General features: G+C 58.7%; 13 protein-coding genes, 1 tRNA gene and 3 rRNA genes. 10 read left to right on the top strand and 7 right to left on the bottom strand.

Going from position 1 to position 15,170, the window contains the following annotated elements:
- Positions 1-254: 254 nt before the first annotated feature.
- Positions 255-1,319, bottom strand: coding sequence for an HTH-type sugar sensing transcriptional regulator TrmB (trmB, locus tag BLW62_RS00085; RefSeq protein WP_090503172.1), 1,065 nt, complete (start codon positions 1,317-1,319; stop codon positions 255-257).
- A gap of 185 nt (positions 1,320-1,504) precedes the next feature.
- Here trmB and BLW62_RS00080 point away from each other — a divergent pair, with 185 nt between their 5' ends.
- Together BLW62_RS00080 and BLW62_RS00075 are read left to right on the top strand one after the other, a co-directional pair.
- The gene (locus BLW62_RS00080; protein ID WP_090503167.1) at positions 1,505-2,503 is read left to right on the top strand and encodes a mechanosensitive ion channel family protein; all 999 of its coding nucleotides are present in this window, start codon (positions 1,505-1,507) and stop codon (positions 2,501-2,503) included.
- Between the two features lie 87 nt (positions 2,504-2,590).
- Positions 2,591-3,034 carry a universal stress protein gene (locus BLW62_RS00075; RefSeq protein WP_090503164.1) on the top strand — a complete coding sequence of 148 codons (444 nt, stop codon included), beginning with the start codon at positions 2,591-2,593 and terminating at the stop codon, positions 3,032-3,034.
- 30 nt (positions 3,035-3,064) lie between these two features.
- On the opposite strand, the gene BLW62_RS00070 is transcribed toward BLW62_RS00075, so the two are convergent.
- The gene (locus tag BLW62_RS00070; protein ID WP_090503160.1) at positions 3,065-3,475 is read right to left on the bottom strand and encodes a universal stress protein; all 411 of its coding nucleotides are present in this window, start codon (positions 3,473-3,475) and stop codon (positions 3,065-3,067) included.
- Positions 3,476-3,627: 152 nt separating this feature from the next.
- Between BLW62_RS00070 and BLW62_RS00065 the strand changes: the two genes are divergently transcribed.
- The gene (locus BLW62_RS00065; protein WP_090503154.1) at positions 3,628-3,867 is read left to right on the top strand and encodes a DUF5816 domain-containing protein; all 240 of its coding nucleotides are present in this window, start codon (positions 3,628-3,630) and stop codon (positions 3,865-3,867) included.
- A gap of 238 nt (positions 3,868-4,105) precedes the next feature.
- Entirely contained in the window at positions 4,106-4,411 is a 306-nt protein-coding gene (locus BLW62_RS00060) for a DUF7116 family protein (RefSeq protein WP_090503150.1), read from the top strand.
- 57 nt (positions 4,412-4,468) lie between these two features.
- Here the strand turns inward: BLW62_RS00060 and BLW62_RS00055 are convergent, their stop codons facing one another.
- Positions 4,469-5,671 (bottom strand): pyridoxal-phosphate-dependent aminotransferase family protein, encoded by a 1,203-nt coding sequence (locus BLW62_RS00055; RefSeq protein WP_090503147.1) that lies wholly within the window; start codon positions 5,669-5,671, stop codon positions 4,469-4,471.
- Positions 5,672-5,831: 160 nt separating this feature from the next.
- Here BLW62_RS00055 and BLW62_RS00050 point away from each other — a divergent pair, with 160 nt between their 5' ends.
- Positions 5,832-6,032, top strand: coding sequence for a dodecin (locus tag BLW62_RS00050; RefSeq protein WP_076580085.1), 201 nt, complete (start codon positions 5,832-5,834; stop codon positions 6,030-6,032).
- A 105-nt stretch (positions 6,033-6,137) separates the two neighbouring features.
- Here the strand turns inward: BLW62_RS00050 and BLW62_RS00045 are convergent, their stop codons facing one another.
- The 4 genes from BLW62_RS00045 to BLW62_RS00030 all read right to left on the bottom strand — a co-directional run bounded on the left by BLW62_RS00045 (position 6,138) and on the right by BLW62_RS00030 (position 8,507).
- Positions 6,138-6,512, bottom strand: a complete 375-nt coding sequence (locus tag BLW62_RS00045; RefSeq protein WP_090506357.1) for a HesB/IscA family protein — start codon at positions 6,510-6,512, stop codon at positions 6,138-6,140.
- Between the two features lie 84 nt (positions 6,513-6,596).
- Complete coding sequence (locus BLW62_RS00040) at positions 6,597-6,839, bottom strand: hypothetical protein (RefSeq protein WP_394328147.1); 243 nt, start codon at positions 6,837-6,839, stop codon at positions 6,597-6,599.
- A 75-nt stretch (positions 6,840-6,914) separates the two neighbouring features.
- A complete protein-coding gene (gene hisD, locus BLW62_RS00035; RefSeq protein ID WP_090503143.1) occupies positions 6,915-8,195 on the bottom strand; it encodes a histidinol dehydrogenase in 1,281 nt (426 codons plus the stop codon).
- A 90-nt stretch (positions 8,196-8,285) separates the two neighbouring features.
- Positions 8,286-8,507 carry a hypothetical protein gene (locus BLW62_RS00030; protein WP_090503137.1) on the bottom strand — a complete coding sequence of 74 codons (222 nt, stop codon included), beginning with the start codon at positions 8,505-8,507 and terminating at the stop codon, positions 8,286-8,288.
- 259 nt (positions 8,508-8,766) lie between these two features.
- Here BLW62_RS00030 and BLW62_RS00025 point away from each other — a divergent pair, with 259 nt between their 5' ends.
- The 5 genes from BLW62_RS00025 (at position 8,767) to rrf (ending at position 15,162) form a co-directional block, all read left to right on the top strand.
- On the top strand, positions 8,767-9,393 hold the full coding sequence (locus BLW62_RS00025; protein WP_090503133.1) for a metal-dependent hydrolase: 627 nt from the start codon (positions 8,767-8,769) through the stop codon (positions 9,391-9,393).
- A 676-nt stretch (positions 9,394-10,069) separates the two neighbouring features.
- Positions 10,070-11,543, top strand: a 16S ribosomal RNA gene (locus BLW62_RS00020).
- A 152-nt stretch (positions 11,544-11,695) separates the two neighbouring features.
- Positions 11,696-11,767: transfer RNA gene (locus tag BLW62_RS00015), tRNA-Ala, on the top strand.
- 229 nt (positions 11,768-11,996) lie between these two features.
- A 23S ribosomal RNA gene (locus BLW62_RS00010) occupies positions 11,997-14,916 on the top strand.
- Between the two features lie 124 nt (positions 14,917-15,040).
- Positions 15,041-15,162 (top strand): 5S ribosomal RNA (gene rrf / locus BLW62_RS00005).
- The 16S, 23S and 5S rRNA genes sit together here with 1 tRNA gene alongside, the layout of an rRNA operon.
- The last annotated feature ends 8 nt before the right edge of the window (positions 15,163-15,170 follow it).

Here is a 15,170-nt window from a genome sequence, read left to right as displayed (position 1 = left end):
GCGCTTCGGTGCTTAATTAGTCTGCTTGCATGATTATGCCTACCACAGCTAGAGGAACCGATCACCGGAGTAATCCGTCGTTACGCTCTTCGAGAAGTAACGAGAGACCCGACCGAGGTGCACACGGCCGCTCTGGAGCGATCGTCGGCGGAATTGAGTACTCACGAAGTCCTCTTCAGTGAATTCGGAGCGAGAAACGATACGAACGTTGTCTCACGTTCTGGTTTCGGTTCAGATTTGGGTCGCGTTCGGTGTTAGTCCTCGAGCGTCGGTGGCTCGTGGCGGCCGATGTGAATTTCGTGGGCCTCGACGTCCTCTAACGCGGCGACGCGACCGCCGACGGAGACTTCTTCGCCGTCTTCGGTCTCGAGCGTGAGTGACGCAACTTCTTCGCTCACCTCGAAGGAAACGTCGAGGATACGACCGCGAACGACGCGTGGGCCGCCGACTTCGACGTCGCGACCGTCGATGGTCGCGTAGAACTCCCCACCCTCGTCGAGGACGTCTTTGACACACCGGCGAATCGAGGCGTACTTGCGCGGATAGGTGCCGGCGACGCCGTTCTCGGCGAGCGTCTCTTCGGCGGTCGTCCAGAGAACGGTACCGAAGAATCCCGAGACCAGGAAGCCAAGCGCCGACCGATTGAAGATGACGCCGTAACGGTCTTGATCGTCACGCAAGGCGTCCTGTGTCGCGTACATCGAGTAATTACCGTCTGCAACCGCGACGACTGGTGTCGTGATTCCGCGCCGCGCTCGAACCGTCGTCGCTACCTCGAGGTAGTCGAACTCGTCCGGATCGGGCGCTTCCTTCGCCGGCGTAACGATCAGATCGACACTCACACCGTCGTCGATGGCCTCCTTGAGGTCCGCTTCGAACCGCGTGAGGAGCTCCGGCGTCAGCGACACCGAGAGTTCGAACTCCGCGTCGGCGATGACCTCCTCGAGATACCGAAGGATCGTCGAGCGCGATTTGACGAGGGAGACCGCCTCCGTATCGCGTGCGGGTGCCGTGTAGCGTGCCTCGAGTTCGGAGATCATCTCCTCGAGGGAGTCCTGGACGTTCTCGAAGGCGTCTTCCGGGTCGATCGCGACGACCTTCATCGGTCGAGACTCGCGCAGTTCGACCAGCCCGCGGTCGCTCAAACTGCGGACCGTATCGTAGACGCGGGGCTGGGGAATGTCGGTTTGGTCTGCGATTTCACTTGCCGTCAGTTGTCCCTGCTCTAACACGGTGAGATAGGCATCGATCTCGTATTCTCCGAGGTTGAACCGATCGCCGACCTGCTCGACGGTCGAACGAAGTTCGTCTGAAGCCATATCGACGCCTACGGTCCCGACGGCTAAATGATTTATTATACTCTGAGTAGCACCTCTTTTCGAAATTAGGTAGTCTCGAGAACGATTCGGCGCTCCTTCGTCAATACCCGGGAGCGTCGGGAGTGCGATAGTCAGAACGCTTAACCACTGTGACCCTGATTTGCTGTCATGCGCGAGGGGTTCGAATGACGGAGCGTGAGATAACCGAGTACGTGCACCAAAGCCTGCCGCTCGGGCCGCCGGAGTGGGCCGTCCAACTCGCACTTGCGATCAGTATCATCGTCCTCGGCTGGTATCTCTCGAAACTCGTCGTCCAACTCGCCGGTCGAACGATCGCCAGGCGAATCGACCGACCGAGCGTTACTCGAACCGTCCTTCGCGGCGTTCGGATCTCGGTTCTGGCCGTCGCGACCATCGTTGCGGCCTGGATTCTCGGCGTTGGCGATACGGAGATCCTCCTCTCGGTGACCGTCATTTCGGCAGTCATTGCCGTCGTCCTCGCACCGCTGGTTGGCAGTCTGATCAACGGCTTCTTCATCCTCGCCGATCAGCCCTACGAAATTGGAGATATGATCGAAATTACCGACGAGGAACACAAGGGCTTCGTCGAAGATATCACGATCCGCTACACCAAGATCTTCACCGTCGAGAACACGTTCATCGTTATCCCGAACGCGGAAATCCACGAACGGGACGTCATCAACTACTCCGCCGAAGACGAACGAACTCGTATCTCCGTCTCGTTCGAAATTACGTACGAGAGCGACCTCGAGCAAGCACGGCGTCAGGCAGAACGGGCTGCTCGGACCGTCGACACCGTCATCTCCGGCGGGCCGGATATCCGAATCGGAAGCGCCAGATACGGCGCTGCCCCGATGTGTACGATCGACGAGTACGCCGAAGACGGGATCGCACTGCAACTTCGCTTCTGGATCAAACACCCCTACAAGCAAACCGTCTCCCGCTCGGACGTCCAAAAGGCCGTCTACGATCGATTCGAGGATCTGGACGTCGAGTTCGCGTACCCACACCGTCACCACGTCTTCGACGACAGCAGCGGCGTCGCTCGGACGATAGTCGAGGACACCCAACGGACGCGATCGGACAGCGGCGTTCCAGTCGACGCTCGCAGCCACGACTCGAATCCGGGTCCTCGACGGAATTCAGACGACGACAGCGAATAATCCATCAGTCCGTCTGTACTTTCCATCCGCCGAAATCGTGGTAGTCTTTTATCCCGTCTTGTCACGAAGTCACGTACTAGCACAGCGATGTACGACGACATTCTCATTCCGACGGACGGGAGCGAAACGACCGACGAAACGCTCGAGCACGGACTTGCTATCGCCGAAGACAACGATGCAACGGTCCACGCGCTGTACGTCGTCGACAGTCGTATCACCGCAGCGGCGACCGAGGAAACTGGGGCCGACCTCGAGCGCTCACTCGAGGACGAAGGTCGCGAAGCCGTTACTGCCGTCACAGACGCCGCCACAGAACGCGGTCTCGAGACGGCACGCGACGTTCACAAGGGGACGCCATCGAAAACGATCCTCGAATATACAGACGATCACGATATCGACCTGATCGTGATCGGAACGCGCGGCAAGAGTGCGCGAGAAAAGGTAACGTCTCTCGGAAGCGTGTCCGAACGCGTCGTCGATAACGCAGAAATTCCAGTTTTCGTCGTCCGGAATGCGGGAACCACAGCGTGAGTCGACGGGTTTCTAATCGCGCTTTAGCGCTCAGGCGCGCGCACTCTCGACGGTGATAATCTCACACTCGAGGTGTGTGCGAAGGTATTGGTCGATGTTCGGATTGTCGGTGAACCGGCGGAAAATCCGGCGAAGGCGACTCGCCTGTCGACTGCCGATGACGACCGCGTCCGCTTCCTCCGCTGCCACCTCGTCGAGAATGCTCTCCTCGACCAAAAACCCGGTCCGCACGACGTAGCGTACGTTCTCGAGACGCCCGAATTCGCGCTCGACAGCGTTCTTGAGATCGATTCTCGTGACTTTCTTCCCGTTCTGATAGAGATCGACGTGGAGAACCGTCAACGCCGCGTCGCGCTCGCGCGCAACGGTGATTGCGCGCTCGAGCGTTCGACGCGAGTGCTTCGACAGTGGATACCGAACGGGAACCACGACCAGCGACATTATTCACCCGAACGGTTCGCCACCGGGTAAACCTTTCAGTGCGGACAGTCACGGGTGTGCACAATTGTCACGCCCTGGCGGACGGTCATTTTGGAAACGAGTTTCGCGACCGGACAGACAGTCATTTACCCCGAGCGACGGTAGGTGCGTGCATGCAGTCACTGTCCACCGACGACGGAACGACCGTCTACGTGTCACAGACGGATGGCGATCGCGGTTCGAAGGGGCCATTTCTCGTGGCCTACGAATCTCGAGCGGCTGAGAGTCGATACGGCTGGTACTGTTCGAACTGCGAGAGCTTCGACAACGCGATGGATTCGATGGGCCGAATTAAGTGCAACCAGTGTGGAAACTTCCGCAAACCGACCGAGTGGGACGCCGCCCACGAGTGACCGTGTTCGACACTCGATACTCGTCTCCAGTTCTCGTGGTCAGTTCGCCGCCGCGAAAGTCGCCCCACATTGTCGACGGGCCGGTGACGTCCACACACCAAATTGACCGATTCCGTCGTGATTTATCACCACTACTCGCTGATTCTATCGACAATCCGAACGTACAGCCGAGTTCTCGTGTCGGACCAACACTTATGGTGTATGCCAACGACTGTCTATACGAATGGGTCCTGTTAACATGCGACTCGTCGAGCAGGCCAGGTCGATATTCGCTGAACTTGGATACAGCGTCGAAGGAAACGGCCCGACGTTCCGTGCCGAACGCGAATGGAAGGTCGTCCACGTCAATACCGTCCTCGAGACAGCAGAACTGTCAGACGAATCCGGACAGTTCCACTGTTATGTTGCACAACCAGAGGACGTAGACGAACTCGAGACCGAACTTCGGCGTCGCAGCCCTGAATACGAGTGGGCCATCATTGTCGTCGACGGCGACGACTATCAGGTCGAACGCGCCCCGCCGGGCCCACGCGCGACTGCATAAACCGATCACGACCCTCTTTTCGAGAACCCACCGTCCGGAAAAGTAGCGACCGCGTCGTTACTCGAGTGCGTTTCGCGTCGCAGAGACGCCCGCACCGGGATCGACGTCCGCTCCCATCGACTCGAGGATGTCACCCAGTGCCGTCACGACGTAGATGACGTTCTCCGGCCGTGCGGAGTGGCCCATACAACCGATGCGGAAGATTTCGCCGGCGAGGTCTCCCAATCCACCCGCAACCTCGAGGTCGTAGCGGTCGATGAGTTCCGAACAGACCTCCCCGTCGTCGATTCCGTCTGGAACGCGGACGGCGTTGAGACTCGGAAGCCAGTACTCCTCGGGTGCGTTCATCTCGAGTCCCATTCCTTCTGCGCCCGCTTTCAACGCGCCGGCGAGTCGCTCGTGGCGCGCCCAGCGCTGTTCGATTCCTTCCTCGGCGACAAGTCGCAGCGCCTCGCGGATCGCGTAGACGTTCGTGATCGGTGCCGTGTGGTGGTACGCGCGTTCGTTCCCCCAGTAGCCCTCGAGCAGGGAGAGATCGAGGTACCACGAGCGCGGATCTTCCTCGCGCGAGAGGACCTTCTCCATGGCCTCGTCGGAGAGCGTGAGCGGACTCGCGCCGGGTGGACAGGAGAGACACTTCTGTGGCCCCGCGTAGGCCACGTCGATGTCCCACTCGTCGACCCGCAACTCGACGCCGCCGATCGAGGTGACGGTGTCGGCGATGACGAGCGCGTCGTGATCGTGGGCCGCCGCGGTGAGTTCGGGGACGTCAGGCTGGAGGACGCCCGTACTCGTCTCCGCGTGAACGAAACCAAAGACATCGGGGTCGTGTGCTGCCAACGCGTCGGAAACGTCGGCAGGCTCGAGGGGTTCGCCCCACGGCGCGTCGACCTCGACGACCTCGCCGCCGGCGCGACGCGCCATCGACGCCATTCGCCCGCCGAAGTAGCCGTTCGTCGGTACGAGCATGGTGTCTCCTGGTTCGACGACGTTCCCGATGGCAGCTTCCATGGCCGCGGAACCGGTTCCGGAAACCGGGATCGTCCACTGATTGTCGGTTCTGAACGTGTAGCGAAGGAGTTCCTGCACCTCGTCCATGATCTCGACGAACGAGGGATCGAGGTGGCCCACGAGCGGCGTGCTCATCGCTCGCAGCACGCGTGGGTGGACATCGCTCGGCCCTGGCCCCATCAGCGTCCGATCCGGTGGTGTCAACTCAGCTATCTCCGCGACGTCTATCGCCTCGTCAGCATCTGACATGGTACCCAGTGGGAGCGGAACCCTCAAAAACGTTCACGCATCGCCACGGCATCCACACGCGAGTCCACACTGTCTTTGGCGATTGCACTGTGCGAACAGCGTGACTCTTGCGCTCACGAGCCACATATTGAAGGCTGAGGACGGTGTACAAAGACAGGCGATGGTCTTCAAGAAAATCACCCTGATCGGAACCAGCACCGAAAGCTTCGACGACGCGGCCGACGACGCGATCACCCGCGCCGAAGAGACGCTCGAGAACGTCCACTGGGTCGAAGTCGACGAACTCGGCGTCGAAGTCGCGAGCGCGGACGACCGCGAGTATCAAGCAGAAGTGACCGTCGCGTTCAGACTCGAGGAGTGAGCACTCACTCCGTTTCCTTCCGTTTCGTGAGCGCAGTCACTCGTCGTCTCGAGAATCGGGGCCGAAAACGTCTCTTGAAGAACGGACGGGAGGCGGACGCCGACGTTACGTTCGGAACGACTCTCCACAGCCACACTCGCTGACGACGTTCGGGTTCTCGACGTGGAACCCTTCTGCCTGAAGACCAGTTTCGTAGTCGAGGATGCTCCCCTCGATGTATTTCAGGCTAGCCGGGTCGACGAAGACCCGAAGGTCGTGATGGTTGTAGATCGTATCGTCGTCGTCCGGTGAATCGTCGAAGCGCATCCCGTAGGAGAGGCCAGCACACCCGCCCTGTTGGACGAAGAGGCGAAGTCCGGCTTCCGTCGCGTCGAGATCCTCACTGTCGAGCAGCGACAGCGCCTGTTCGGCCGCAATCTCCGTTACTTCGATCTCCGGGTGTGTCTTCGTGTTGCCACCTTCCATACTGTCCGTGCTCATATGCATCCCTTCCGTCGCAACGATGTTAACTGTGACGCCATTCGTGACGCGACACGCACAGCACTCGATCGGCGGTTTCGACCGTTACTCGCCGTACGTGTTCGCCCACTGCTGTACCGACTGGTAGTACGGACCAAACTGGCGTTTATCGTTTCGAGACAGTTCGATGTCGTACTCGGCCAGTAACTCGAGCATTCGTTTTGGCTCACACTCGTACCACATCGAGAGGAGCCGCACGTTCTTCTGTGCGTAATCGTAATTTCGCTCGAGCACTCGTCTGTCGGTTGGATCGACCATTGGCTCGCTCTCACACTCCTGCCGTGGCATTATGCAGTTACCTACGTCGTCGAAGACCCTAAAACTAGGTTACAATCACATCCCGTTTCACTCGAGCCGATTTGCTTACTTCTCGAGTCGCTTTCGGACGCTCTCCGCGTGAGCCTCGAGCCCTTCTGCCGTTGCAAGGGTCGTAACCGTCTCGCTGATATCCGTGAGTCCCTCTCGAGAGAGTCGTTGGACCGTCGTCGACCGGAGGAAGGTCTCGGTCGAAAGCCCGCCCGTCACGCGCGCGCCGCCGTTCGTCGGGAGGACGTGGTTCGTCCCGCTCGCGTAATCTCCTGCAGCGACCGGCGTGTTCGGCCCGAGAAAGACGCTCCCCGCGCTGTCGATTCGCTCGAGGACTGCCTCGTCGTCGTCAGCCATAATCGAGAGGTGTTCGGGGGCGTACTCCTCGGTAAAGAGAATCGCCTCGCTCATCGATCTGGCCACGAGGATACCACTGGCGTCGTTCTCGAGGGCGTCCCGAATTACATCCCCGCGCTCACGCGCGTCGGCCTGCTCCTCGACTGCAGTCTGAATTGCAGTAGCGAGGTCTTCGTCGGCTGTGACTGCGACGACGGAGGCGTTCGGGTCGTGTTCGGCCTGTGCGACCAGTTCCGCGGCGACGAGTTCGGGATCTGCCGTCTCGTCTGCGACGACGACGACCTCGCTCGGTCCCGCAAGGAAGTCGATTTCGACGTCACCGCGTACCACGGCTTTTGCCGCCGTGACCCACTTGTTCCCCGGGCCAACGATCTTCTGTACGCGCGTGATGGATTCCGTCCCGTAAGCGAGACCGGCGATTGCCTGCGCCCCACCGACGCTGTACACTGCATCTGCGCCTGCGACGTGGATCGCTGCCAGCGTCACGGGATTGAGTTCGTCGGCTGGGGGCGTGACGACCGCGACGTGTTCGACACCGGCGACGACCGCCGGAACGACGCCCATGATCGCACTTGAGGGATACGCGGCTGATCCTCCTGGAACGTAGACACCAACGCGGTCGATCGGTCGAAACCGACGCCCGAGCTCTCGACCAGGACTCGCCTCTTCTCGCCAGTCCGCTGGTAACTGGGTTTCGTGGAACGCTTTCACGTTACTCGCGGCCGCTTCGATCGCCTCTCGAAGATCTGGCTCGAGGTCTTCGTACGCGCGCTCGCACGCGTCAGTGATTTCGATGTTTCCGAGTTCGACGTCGTCGAACTCACTCGTAAACTCTCGGACGGCAACGTCGCCTTCCTCGTGCACGCGAGAGACGATCTCTTCCACGTCACCGCTGATCGCCTCGATTCCGGCGTCCCGCTCGAAAAACGCATTACGGTCTGCCGGACCGAGGTCGGCAAGTGACCGCACAAGTGCTGTCATACCCACGCGTTCGGTCGGTGTGCGAAAAACGGTTTCCTTCCGGTGACGTCACGCTCGAGGCGAGTCATACAGAATCCTCTTCGTGAACGGTTACGCGTCCGGATTTTCGACTTCCCAGATCCCGACAGCGTCGAGTGTCGCCCTGATGAACAAATAGACGACGATGCAAAATCCAACGAGCGCGAACGGTGCTTGTAGCATCTCCGCGATACCCCGACCGAGCGCGAGCTGGCTGAACCCGCGGACGAAAAAGCTCAAGATGACGAGTCCGATCCCGATTATCGCGAGCCTGACGAATCCTTCTCGGTCCATGTCTCACCCATCGCTCGCTCGCCGCTAAATCGTATCGGTCGCCGACTCTCGCACGCTGGCACCTTCACGCTTCCACCTCCATCTTCCGTCCTCTATATTCGACCCGTACGATTCTCCGGACTCTCGAACCGCCACTGTCGAGCGCCAACACCTCCGTTCTGGTCCAGGTGCGCCTGAACTCCACAACGAATACGAGTTCCCGACCGAAAGTGGATACAGGCGCTCCATAACTATCCATCGTCCACCGTACGCCCAACGTATGTGGCCATGGGAACACGCTATCGTTGGATATCTCGCCTACTCGCTGTTCTGTCACACGGTCTATCGCGATTCGCCCGGCGGACTCGAGGCGTTCGCCGTCGTCTTCGCTTCTGTCCTCCCGGATCTCATCGATAAACCACTCGCCTGGGAGTACGGCATCTTCGACAGTGGGTACGCGCTTGGCCACTCGATCTTTTTCGCGGTGCCCCTGTCTCTCTTCGTCGGAATCGTTGCGCATTCACTCGGCCGCCCGCGGACTGGGCTCGCGTTCGGTCTCGGGTATCTCCTTCACCTTCCGTCCGATGTCGTCGACGCGTACGTCCGCGAAGGGGTCTATCAACCCGAACTAATGTATTGGCCCGTCGAGACAACTGGCTCACACGGCCACAGTCGGAACTTCCTCGAGCAGTTCTTTCTACTGTTCTCTCAGTATCAGTCGGAACTGCTCGCGGGCGACCTCTCGACGTACATGTGGATCCAGATTGGGATGGCTTCTGGTGCCGCATTGCTCTGGCTGTACGATGGTGCACCAGTCCTTCGAGAGGTTCTCGTCGGAAGCTTTCGATTCATTCGTAGTCTCGTTTCACCCGAAAACCCGACCGAGACCTCTCCTGAGCGCAAGTAACGATACCATACGGATACACTGTTTCGGATTACCTAACGGCACTGCCTAACGTGGCTCAGACGCGACTCGAGACGACGGCCTTATGTGTACACCCGACTTTCGAAAGTAATGCGAACGACGTGGCGTACTTCGTCGCGTCCCCTCCGGCCGTTTCCCGGCACGGAGGTAGGTATAGTATCCCGCCCTCGTCTCGACGATACGGATCACTCCGAAGCGTCGGATGGGTGTTCGGATTCACCGTGATACACTTCGACGATCGACGTCGGAGACGACGCCCTTATATGTGGTCGTCGTCTATTCCTGTATACGCGGAACCCTCCGTTGGATGTGGTTTCCGACGGTGGATTTGATCCGACGCCCTTATATGTACGAGGTCGTTTGGATACTAACGTGATCGGCGAGGCGCTTGACGTCTCGTCGGATCGGATCACTCCGGTTCGAAGGGGTTATGTACCCCGGATGGCTTAGGAGTAGATCCGAAGGAAATGAGAATCCTACCCCTGCGGTCCGCCGTATAGATGGGATTTGATGTTAGCCTTGGTAGTTCGGTGTCGCTTGATCGGTCGGCGATCTGGGGGACATCGAACGTGGACCCATGTGTGAGTGTGTATCTTGGATACGACATTCACCGCCAAATTTAGCCCTCCCAGCTCATTGGGGCTGGGAGTTAGATAGCATTCCGGTTGATCCTGCCGGAGGTCATTGCTATTGGAGTCCGATTTAGCCATGCTAGTTGCACGAGTTTAGACTCGTAGCAGATAGCTCAGTAACACGTGGCCAAACTACCCTATGGATCCGAATAACCTCGGGAAACTGAGGCTAATGCGGAATACCGCTCGCTGCCTGGAAGTGGCGCGAGCGCGAAACGTTCAGGCGCCATAGGATGTGGCTGCGGCCGATTAGGTAGACGGTGGGGTAACGGCCCACCGTGCCGATAATCGGTACGGGTTGTGAGAGCAAGAGCCCGGAGACGGTATCTGAGACAAGATACCGGGCCCTACGGGGCGCAGCAGGCGCGAAACCTTTACACTGCACGCGAGTGCGATAAGGGGACTCCGAGTGCGAGGGCATATAGTCCTCGCTTTTCACCACCGTAAGGTGGTGGTGGAATAAGTGCTGGGCAAGACCGGTGCCAGCCGCCGCGGTAATACCGGCAGCACGAGTGATGACCGCTATTATTGGGCCTAAAGCGTCCGTAGCTGGCCGCACAAGTCTATCGGGAAATCTGCGTGCTTAACGCGCAGGCGTCCGGTGGAAACTGTGTGGCTTGGGACCGGAAGATCCAGAGGGTACGTCTGGGGTAGGAGTGAAATCCCGTAATCCTGGACGGACCGCCGGTGGCGAAAGCGCTCTGGAAGGACGGATCCGACGGTGAGGGACGAAAGCTCGGGTCACGAACCGGATTAGATACCCGGGTAGTCCGAGCTGTAAACGATGTCTGCTAGGTGTGACACTGGCTACGAGCCAGTGTTGTGCCGTAGGGAAGCCGTGAAGCAGACCGCCTGGGAAGTACGTCCGCAAGGATGAAACTTAAAGGAATTGGCGGGGGAGCACTACAACCGGAGGAGCCTGCGGTTTAATTGGACTCAACGCCGGACATCTCACCAGCATCGACAACGTGCCGTGAAGGTCAGTGTGATGAGCTTACTGGAGCCGTTGAGAGGAGGTGCATGGCCGCCGTCAGCTCGTACCGTGAGGCGTCCTGTTAAGTCAGGCAACGAGCGAGACCCGCACTCCTAATTGCCAGCAACACCCTTGTGGTGGTTGGGTACATTAGGAGGACTGCCAGTGCCAAACTGGAGGAAGGAACGGGCAACGGTAGGTCAGTATGCCCCGAATGTGCTGGGCGACACGCGGGCTACAATGGCCACGACAGTGGGATGCAACCCCGAAAGGGGGCGCTAATCTCCGAAACGTGGTCGTAGTTCGGATTGAGGGCTGAAACTCGCCCTCATGAAGCTGGATTCGGTAGTAATCGCGCCTCAGAAGGGCGCGGTGAATACGTCCCTGCTCCTTGCACACACCGCCCGTCAAAGCACCCGAGTGAGGTCCGGATGAGGCCCCTGTACGGGGGTCGAATCTGGGCTTCGCAAGGGGGCTTAAGTCGTAACAAGGTAGCCGTAGGGGAATCTGCGGCTGGATCACCTCCACAGACCGGGACTGGGGCGTCGCCCCAGCCCAGAAGCCGTGACGGTTTTCCGTCACGCAGTTCACGTTCGATCGCCCACCGTTAGGCCGATCGAGCACCTCAGAACTACCAAGGCTAACACTCACCTCGTGTCCACCATCGAGTGGTGGACGTGGGCCCATAGCTCAGTGGTAGAGTGCCTCCTTTGCAAGGAGGATGCCCAGGGTTCGAATCCCTGTGGGTCCATGACTCGGAGGAAATCACGGATCGTGTCCCTTAAGTGGGAGACGACCCGAGGATTGAATCCGAAGCAGAACCGATGCACCAGCCCGCGCAAGTGTGGCTGGGAAGGGTCAATGCAGGCCGGCCGTCTACCGGCGTGCAGATGAGACTGTGTGTACGTGTAGTCCAGGCGTCCACTGGACCCGTTCCCGGGTCACTTAACGATTACATCTTTGATGTAATCCCGATCCGATGAACGTGGCTACTGTGCCAGCTGGTGGATCGCTCGGCTTGAGAGCTGAAGACGGACGTGCCAAGCTGCGATAAGCCTGAGGGACCCGCACGGAGGGAAAGAACTCAGGATTTCCGAATGGGAATCCCCACCGCAATTGCTTCGCGCAATGGGGAACGCCGAGAACTGAAACATCTCAGTATCGGCAGGAAAAGAAAACGTAATGTGATGTCGTTAGTACTGGCGAAGGAACGCGATACAGTCCAAACCGAAGCCTTCGGGCAATGTGGTGTTCGGACTGACTAACACTCTCAGAGGATCTACAGGAAGTCTCTTGGAATAGAGCACGAGACAGGGTGACAGTCCCGTAGTGTAGATGAGTATGAGACGAGTCAGCTCCAGAGTATCGGGGGTTGGATATCCCTCGTGAATATCCCAGGCATCGACTGGGAAGACTAAACACTCCTCAAGACCGATAGCGAACAAGTAGTGTGAACGAACGCTGAAAAGTACCCCCAGAAGGGAGGTGCAATAGGGCGTGAAATCAGTTGGCGATAGAGCGACGGGGCACACAAGGTCCTGTGAGTAATGAATCAGGTGCGAACCTGTAGTAAGCATCACGGGAAGCCGGTGTTCCGTCGTACGTTTTGAAAAACGAACCAGAGAGTGTGCCTGATTGACGAGTCTAACCCGAGTATCGGGGAAGGCGTAGGGAAACCGACATGGCCGCAGTGCTTTGCACAAGGGCCGCCGTGTTCAAGCGCGGGGAGTCAATCGGGCACGACCCGAAACCGGACGATCTAGGCATGGGCAAGGTGAAGCGTGGCGAAAGCCACGTGGAGGCCTGCTAGCGTTGGTGTCCTACAATACCCTCGCGTGACCTATGTCTAGGGGTGAAAGGCCCATCGAGTCCGGAAACAGCTGGTTCCAACCGAAACATGTCGAAGCATGACCTCTGCCGAGATAGTTCGTGGGGTAGAGCAACGGATTGGGGGATCGCACTCCGAGAGGAGTGTGCCCCCCTGTCCAACTCCGAACCTACGAACGTCGTTTGACGCAGGGAGTCCGGTGCGCGGGGTAAGCCTGTGTACCGTGAGGGAGACAACCCAGAGCTGGGTTAAGGTCCCCAAGTGTGGACTAAGTGCGATCGAAGGTGGTCTCAAGCCCTAGACAGCCGGGAGGTGAGCTTAGAAGCAGCTACCCTCTAAGAAAAGCGTAACAGCTTACCGGCCGAGGTTTGAGGCGCCCAAAATGATCGGGGCTCAAGTCCACCACCGAGACCTAGCGGCACTCTTGACGGAGTGATCCTGTAGGTTGGCGTACTGTTCGGGCGGAAGCACGGCCGAGAGGTCGTGTGGACCGTGCAGTAACGAAAATTCTGGTCATAGTAGCAGCGTGAGTCGGGTGAGATCCTCGACGGCCAAACGAGTAAGGGTTCCTCAGCAATGCTGATCAGCTGAGGGTTAGCCGGTCCTAAGTCAGCCCGTAAGTCGAAGCTGACAACAGGGAAGTAGGTTAATATTCCTACGCCAGTGTGCACTCAAAGCCGACGCTTTGGGGCCGCCTCTACCGGGTTTTCGCCCGGTCGAACAGTCGAAGATCGTGGAAGCCGTAATGGCAGGAAGCGATCGAATGGCTGGATAGCGAAAGAGAGGTCAACCTAGAGCCCGTGAAAAGGCAAGCACACAGTCCGTACCGAGATCCGACACAGGTACTCGTGGCAGCGAAAGCCAAGGTCTGTCGGGAATAACCGACGTTAGGGAATTCGGCAAGTTAGTCCCGTACGTTCGCAATAAGGGATGCCTGCCTCGGAAAGAGGCAGGTCGCAGTGACTCGGGCGCTCCGACTGTCTAGTAACAACATAGGTGACCGCAAATCCGTAAGGACTCGTACGGTCACTGAATCCTGCCCAGTGCGGGTATCTGAACACCCCTTACAAGGGGACGAAGGACCCGTTAACGGCGGGGGTAACTATGACCCTCTTAAGGTAGCGTAGTACCTTGCCGCTTCAGTAGCGGCTTGCATGAATGGATCAACGAGAGCGCCACTGTCCCAACGTTGGGCCCGGTGAACTGTACGTTCCAGTGCGGAGTCTGGAGACCCCCAAGGGGAAGCGAAGACCCTATAGAGCTTTACTGCAGGCTGTCACTGAGACGTGGTCGCCATTGTGCAGCATAGGTAGGAGGCATTACACAGGTAGCCGCGCTAGCGGCTCACCGAGCCAGCATTGAAATACTACCCGATGGTGACTGCGACTCTCACTCCTGGCGGAGGACACTGGTAGCCGGGCAGTTTGACTGGGGCGGTACGCGCTTGAAAAGATATCGAGCGCGCCCCAAGATTTCCTCACCCGCGTCGGAGACGCGGGAAAGAGCGCAAGAGCATACGGAAGTCTGACAGTGTCCGGCACAACGACGGACGCTGACGCGAAAGCGTGGTCTAGCGAACCAATTAGGCTGCTTGATGCGGCCAATTGCTGACAGAAAAGCTACCTTAGGGATAACAGAGTCGTCACCCGCAAGAGCACATATCGACCGGGTGGCTTGCTACCTCGATGTCGGTTCCCTCCATCCTGCCTGTGCAGAAGCAGGCAAGGGTGAGGTTGTTCGCCTATTAAAGGAGGTCGTGAGCTGGGTTTAGACCGTCGTGAGACAGGTCGGCTGCTATCTATTGGGGGTGTTACGGTATCTGACGAGAACGTTCGTATAGTACGAGAGGAACTACGAATGGGTGCCACTCGTGTACCGGCTGTCCGAGAGGGCACGTGCCGGGCAGCGACGCACCACGGGGTAAGAGCTGAACGCATCTAAGCTCGAAACCCACTTGGAAAAGAGATACCACTGAGATCACTCGTAGAAGACGAGTTCGATAGACTCGGGGTGTACGCGCCAAGGCAACGAGGCGTTGAGCCCGCGAGCACTAATCGATCGAGCCACACAGTCATACATTATCGCATTGGATCCGTGACGCGGAGAACGGGTCCGGACGCAAACTGGACTACACATACACACGGTCAGAGGCCACCGATTACGGTTTAGCGACGGTTCGAGTCCGTTGATCGGCATTACGGCGGCCAGAGCGACGAGGTGCCTCCCGTACCCATCCCGAACACGGAAGATAAGCTCGTCTGCGTATCGGCACGTACTGGAGTGCGCGAGCCTCTGGGATCCCCGATTCGCCGCCTTCACTCATACT

The sequence above is a fragment of the Natronorubrum sediminis genome, assembly GCF_900108095.1.
GTDB lineage: Archaea > Halobacteriota > Halobacteria > Halobacteriales > Natrialbaceae > Natronorubrum > Natronorubrum sediminis.
This window is presented reverse-complemented; position numbering and strand designations above follow the sequence as displayed.

Bases quoted from the DNA above. Each gene is read 5' to 3' on its own strand.
- trmB (WP_090503172.1), bottom strand. From the start codon at position 1,319: ATGGCTTCAGACGAACTTCGTTCGACCGTCGAGCAGGTCGGCGATCGG.
- BLW62_RS00080 (WP_090503167.1), top strand. From the start codon at position 1,505: ATGACGGAGCGTGAGATAACCGAGTACGTGCACCAAAGCCTGCCGCTC.
- BLW62_RS00075 (WP_090503164.1), top strand. From the start codon at position 2,591: ATGTACGACGACATTCTCATTCCGACGGACGGGAGCGAAACGACCGAC.
- BLW62_RS00070 (WP_090503160.1), bottom strand. From the start codon at position 3,475: ATGTCGCTGGTCGTGGTTCCCGTTCGGTATCCACTGTCGAAGCACTCG.
- BLW62_RS00065 (WP_090503154.1), top strand. From the start codon at position 3,628: ATGCAGTCACTGTCCACCGACGACGGAACGACCGTCTACGTGTCACAG.
- BLW62_RS00060 (WP_090503150.1), top strand. From the start codon at position 4,106: ATGCGACTCGTCGAGCAGGCCAGGTCGATATTCGCTGAACTTGGATAC.
- BLW62_RS00055 (WP_090503147.1), bottom strand. From the start codon at position 5,671: ATGTCAGATGCTGACGAGGCGATAGACGTCGCGGAGATAGCTGAGTTG.
- BLW62_RS00050 (WP_076580085.1), top strand. From the start codon at position 5,832: ATGGTCTTCAAGAAAATCACCCTGATCGGAACCAGCACCGAAAGCTTC.
- BLW62_RS00045 (WP_090506357.1), bottom strand. From the start codon at position 6,512: ATGAGCACGGACAGTATGGAAGGTGGCAACACGAAGACACACCCGGAG.
- BLW62_RS00040 (WP_394328147.1), bottom strand. From the start codon at position 6,839: ATGCCACGGCAGGAGTGTGAGAGCGAGCCAATGGTCGATCCAACCGAC.
- hisD (WP_090503143.1), bottom strand. From the start codon at position 8,195: ATGACAGCACTTGTGCGGTCACTTGCCGACCTCGGTCCGGCAGACCGT.
- BLW62_RS00030 (WP_090503137.1), bottom strand. From the start codon at position 8,507: ATGGACCGAGAAGGATTCGTCAGGCTCGCGATAATCGGGATCGGACTC.
- BLW62_RS00025 (WP_090503133.1), top strand. From the start codon at position 8,767: ATGTGGCCATGGGAACACGCTATCGTTGGATATCTCGCCTACTCGCTG.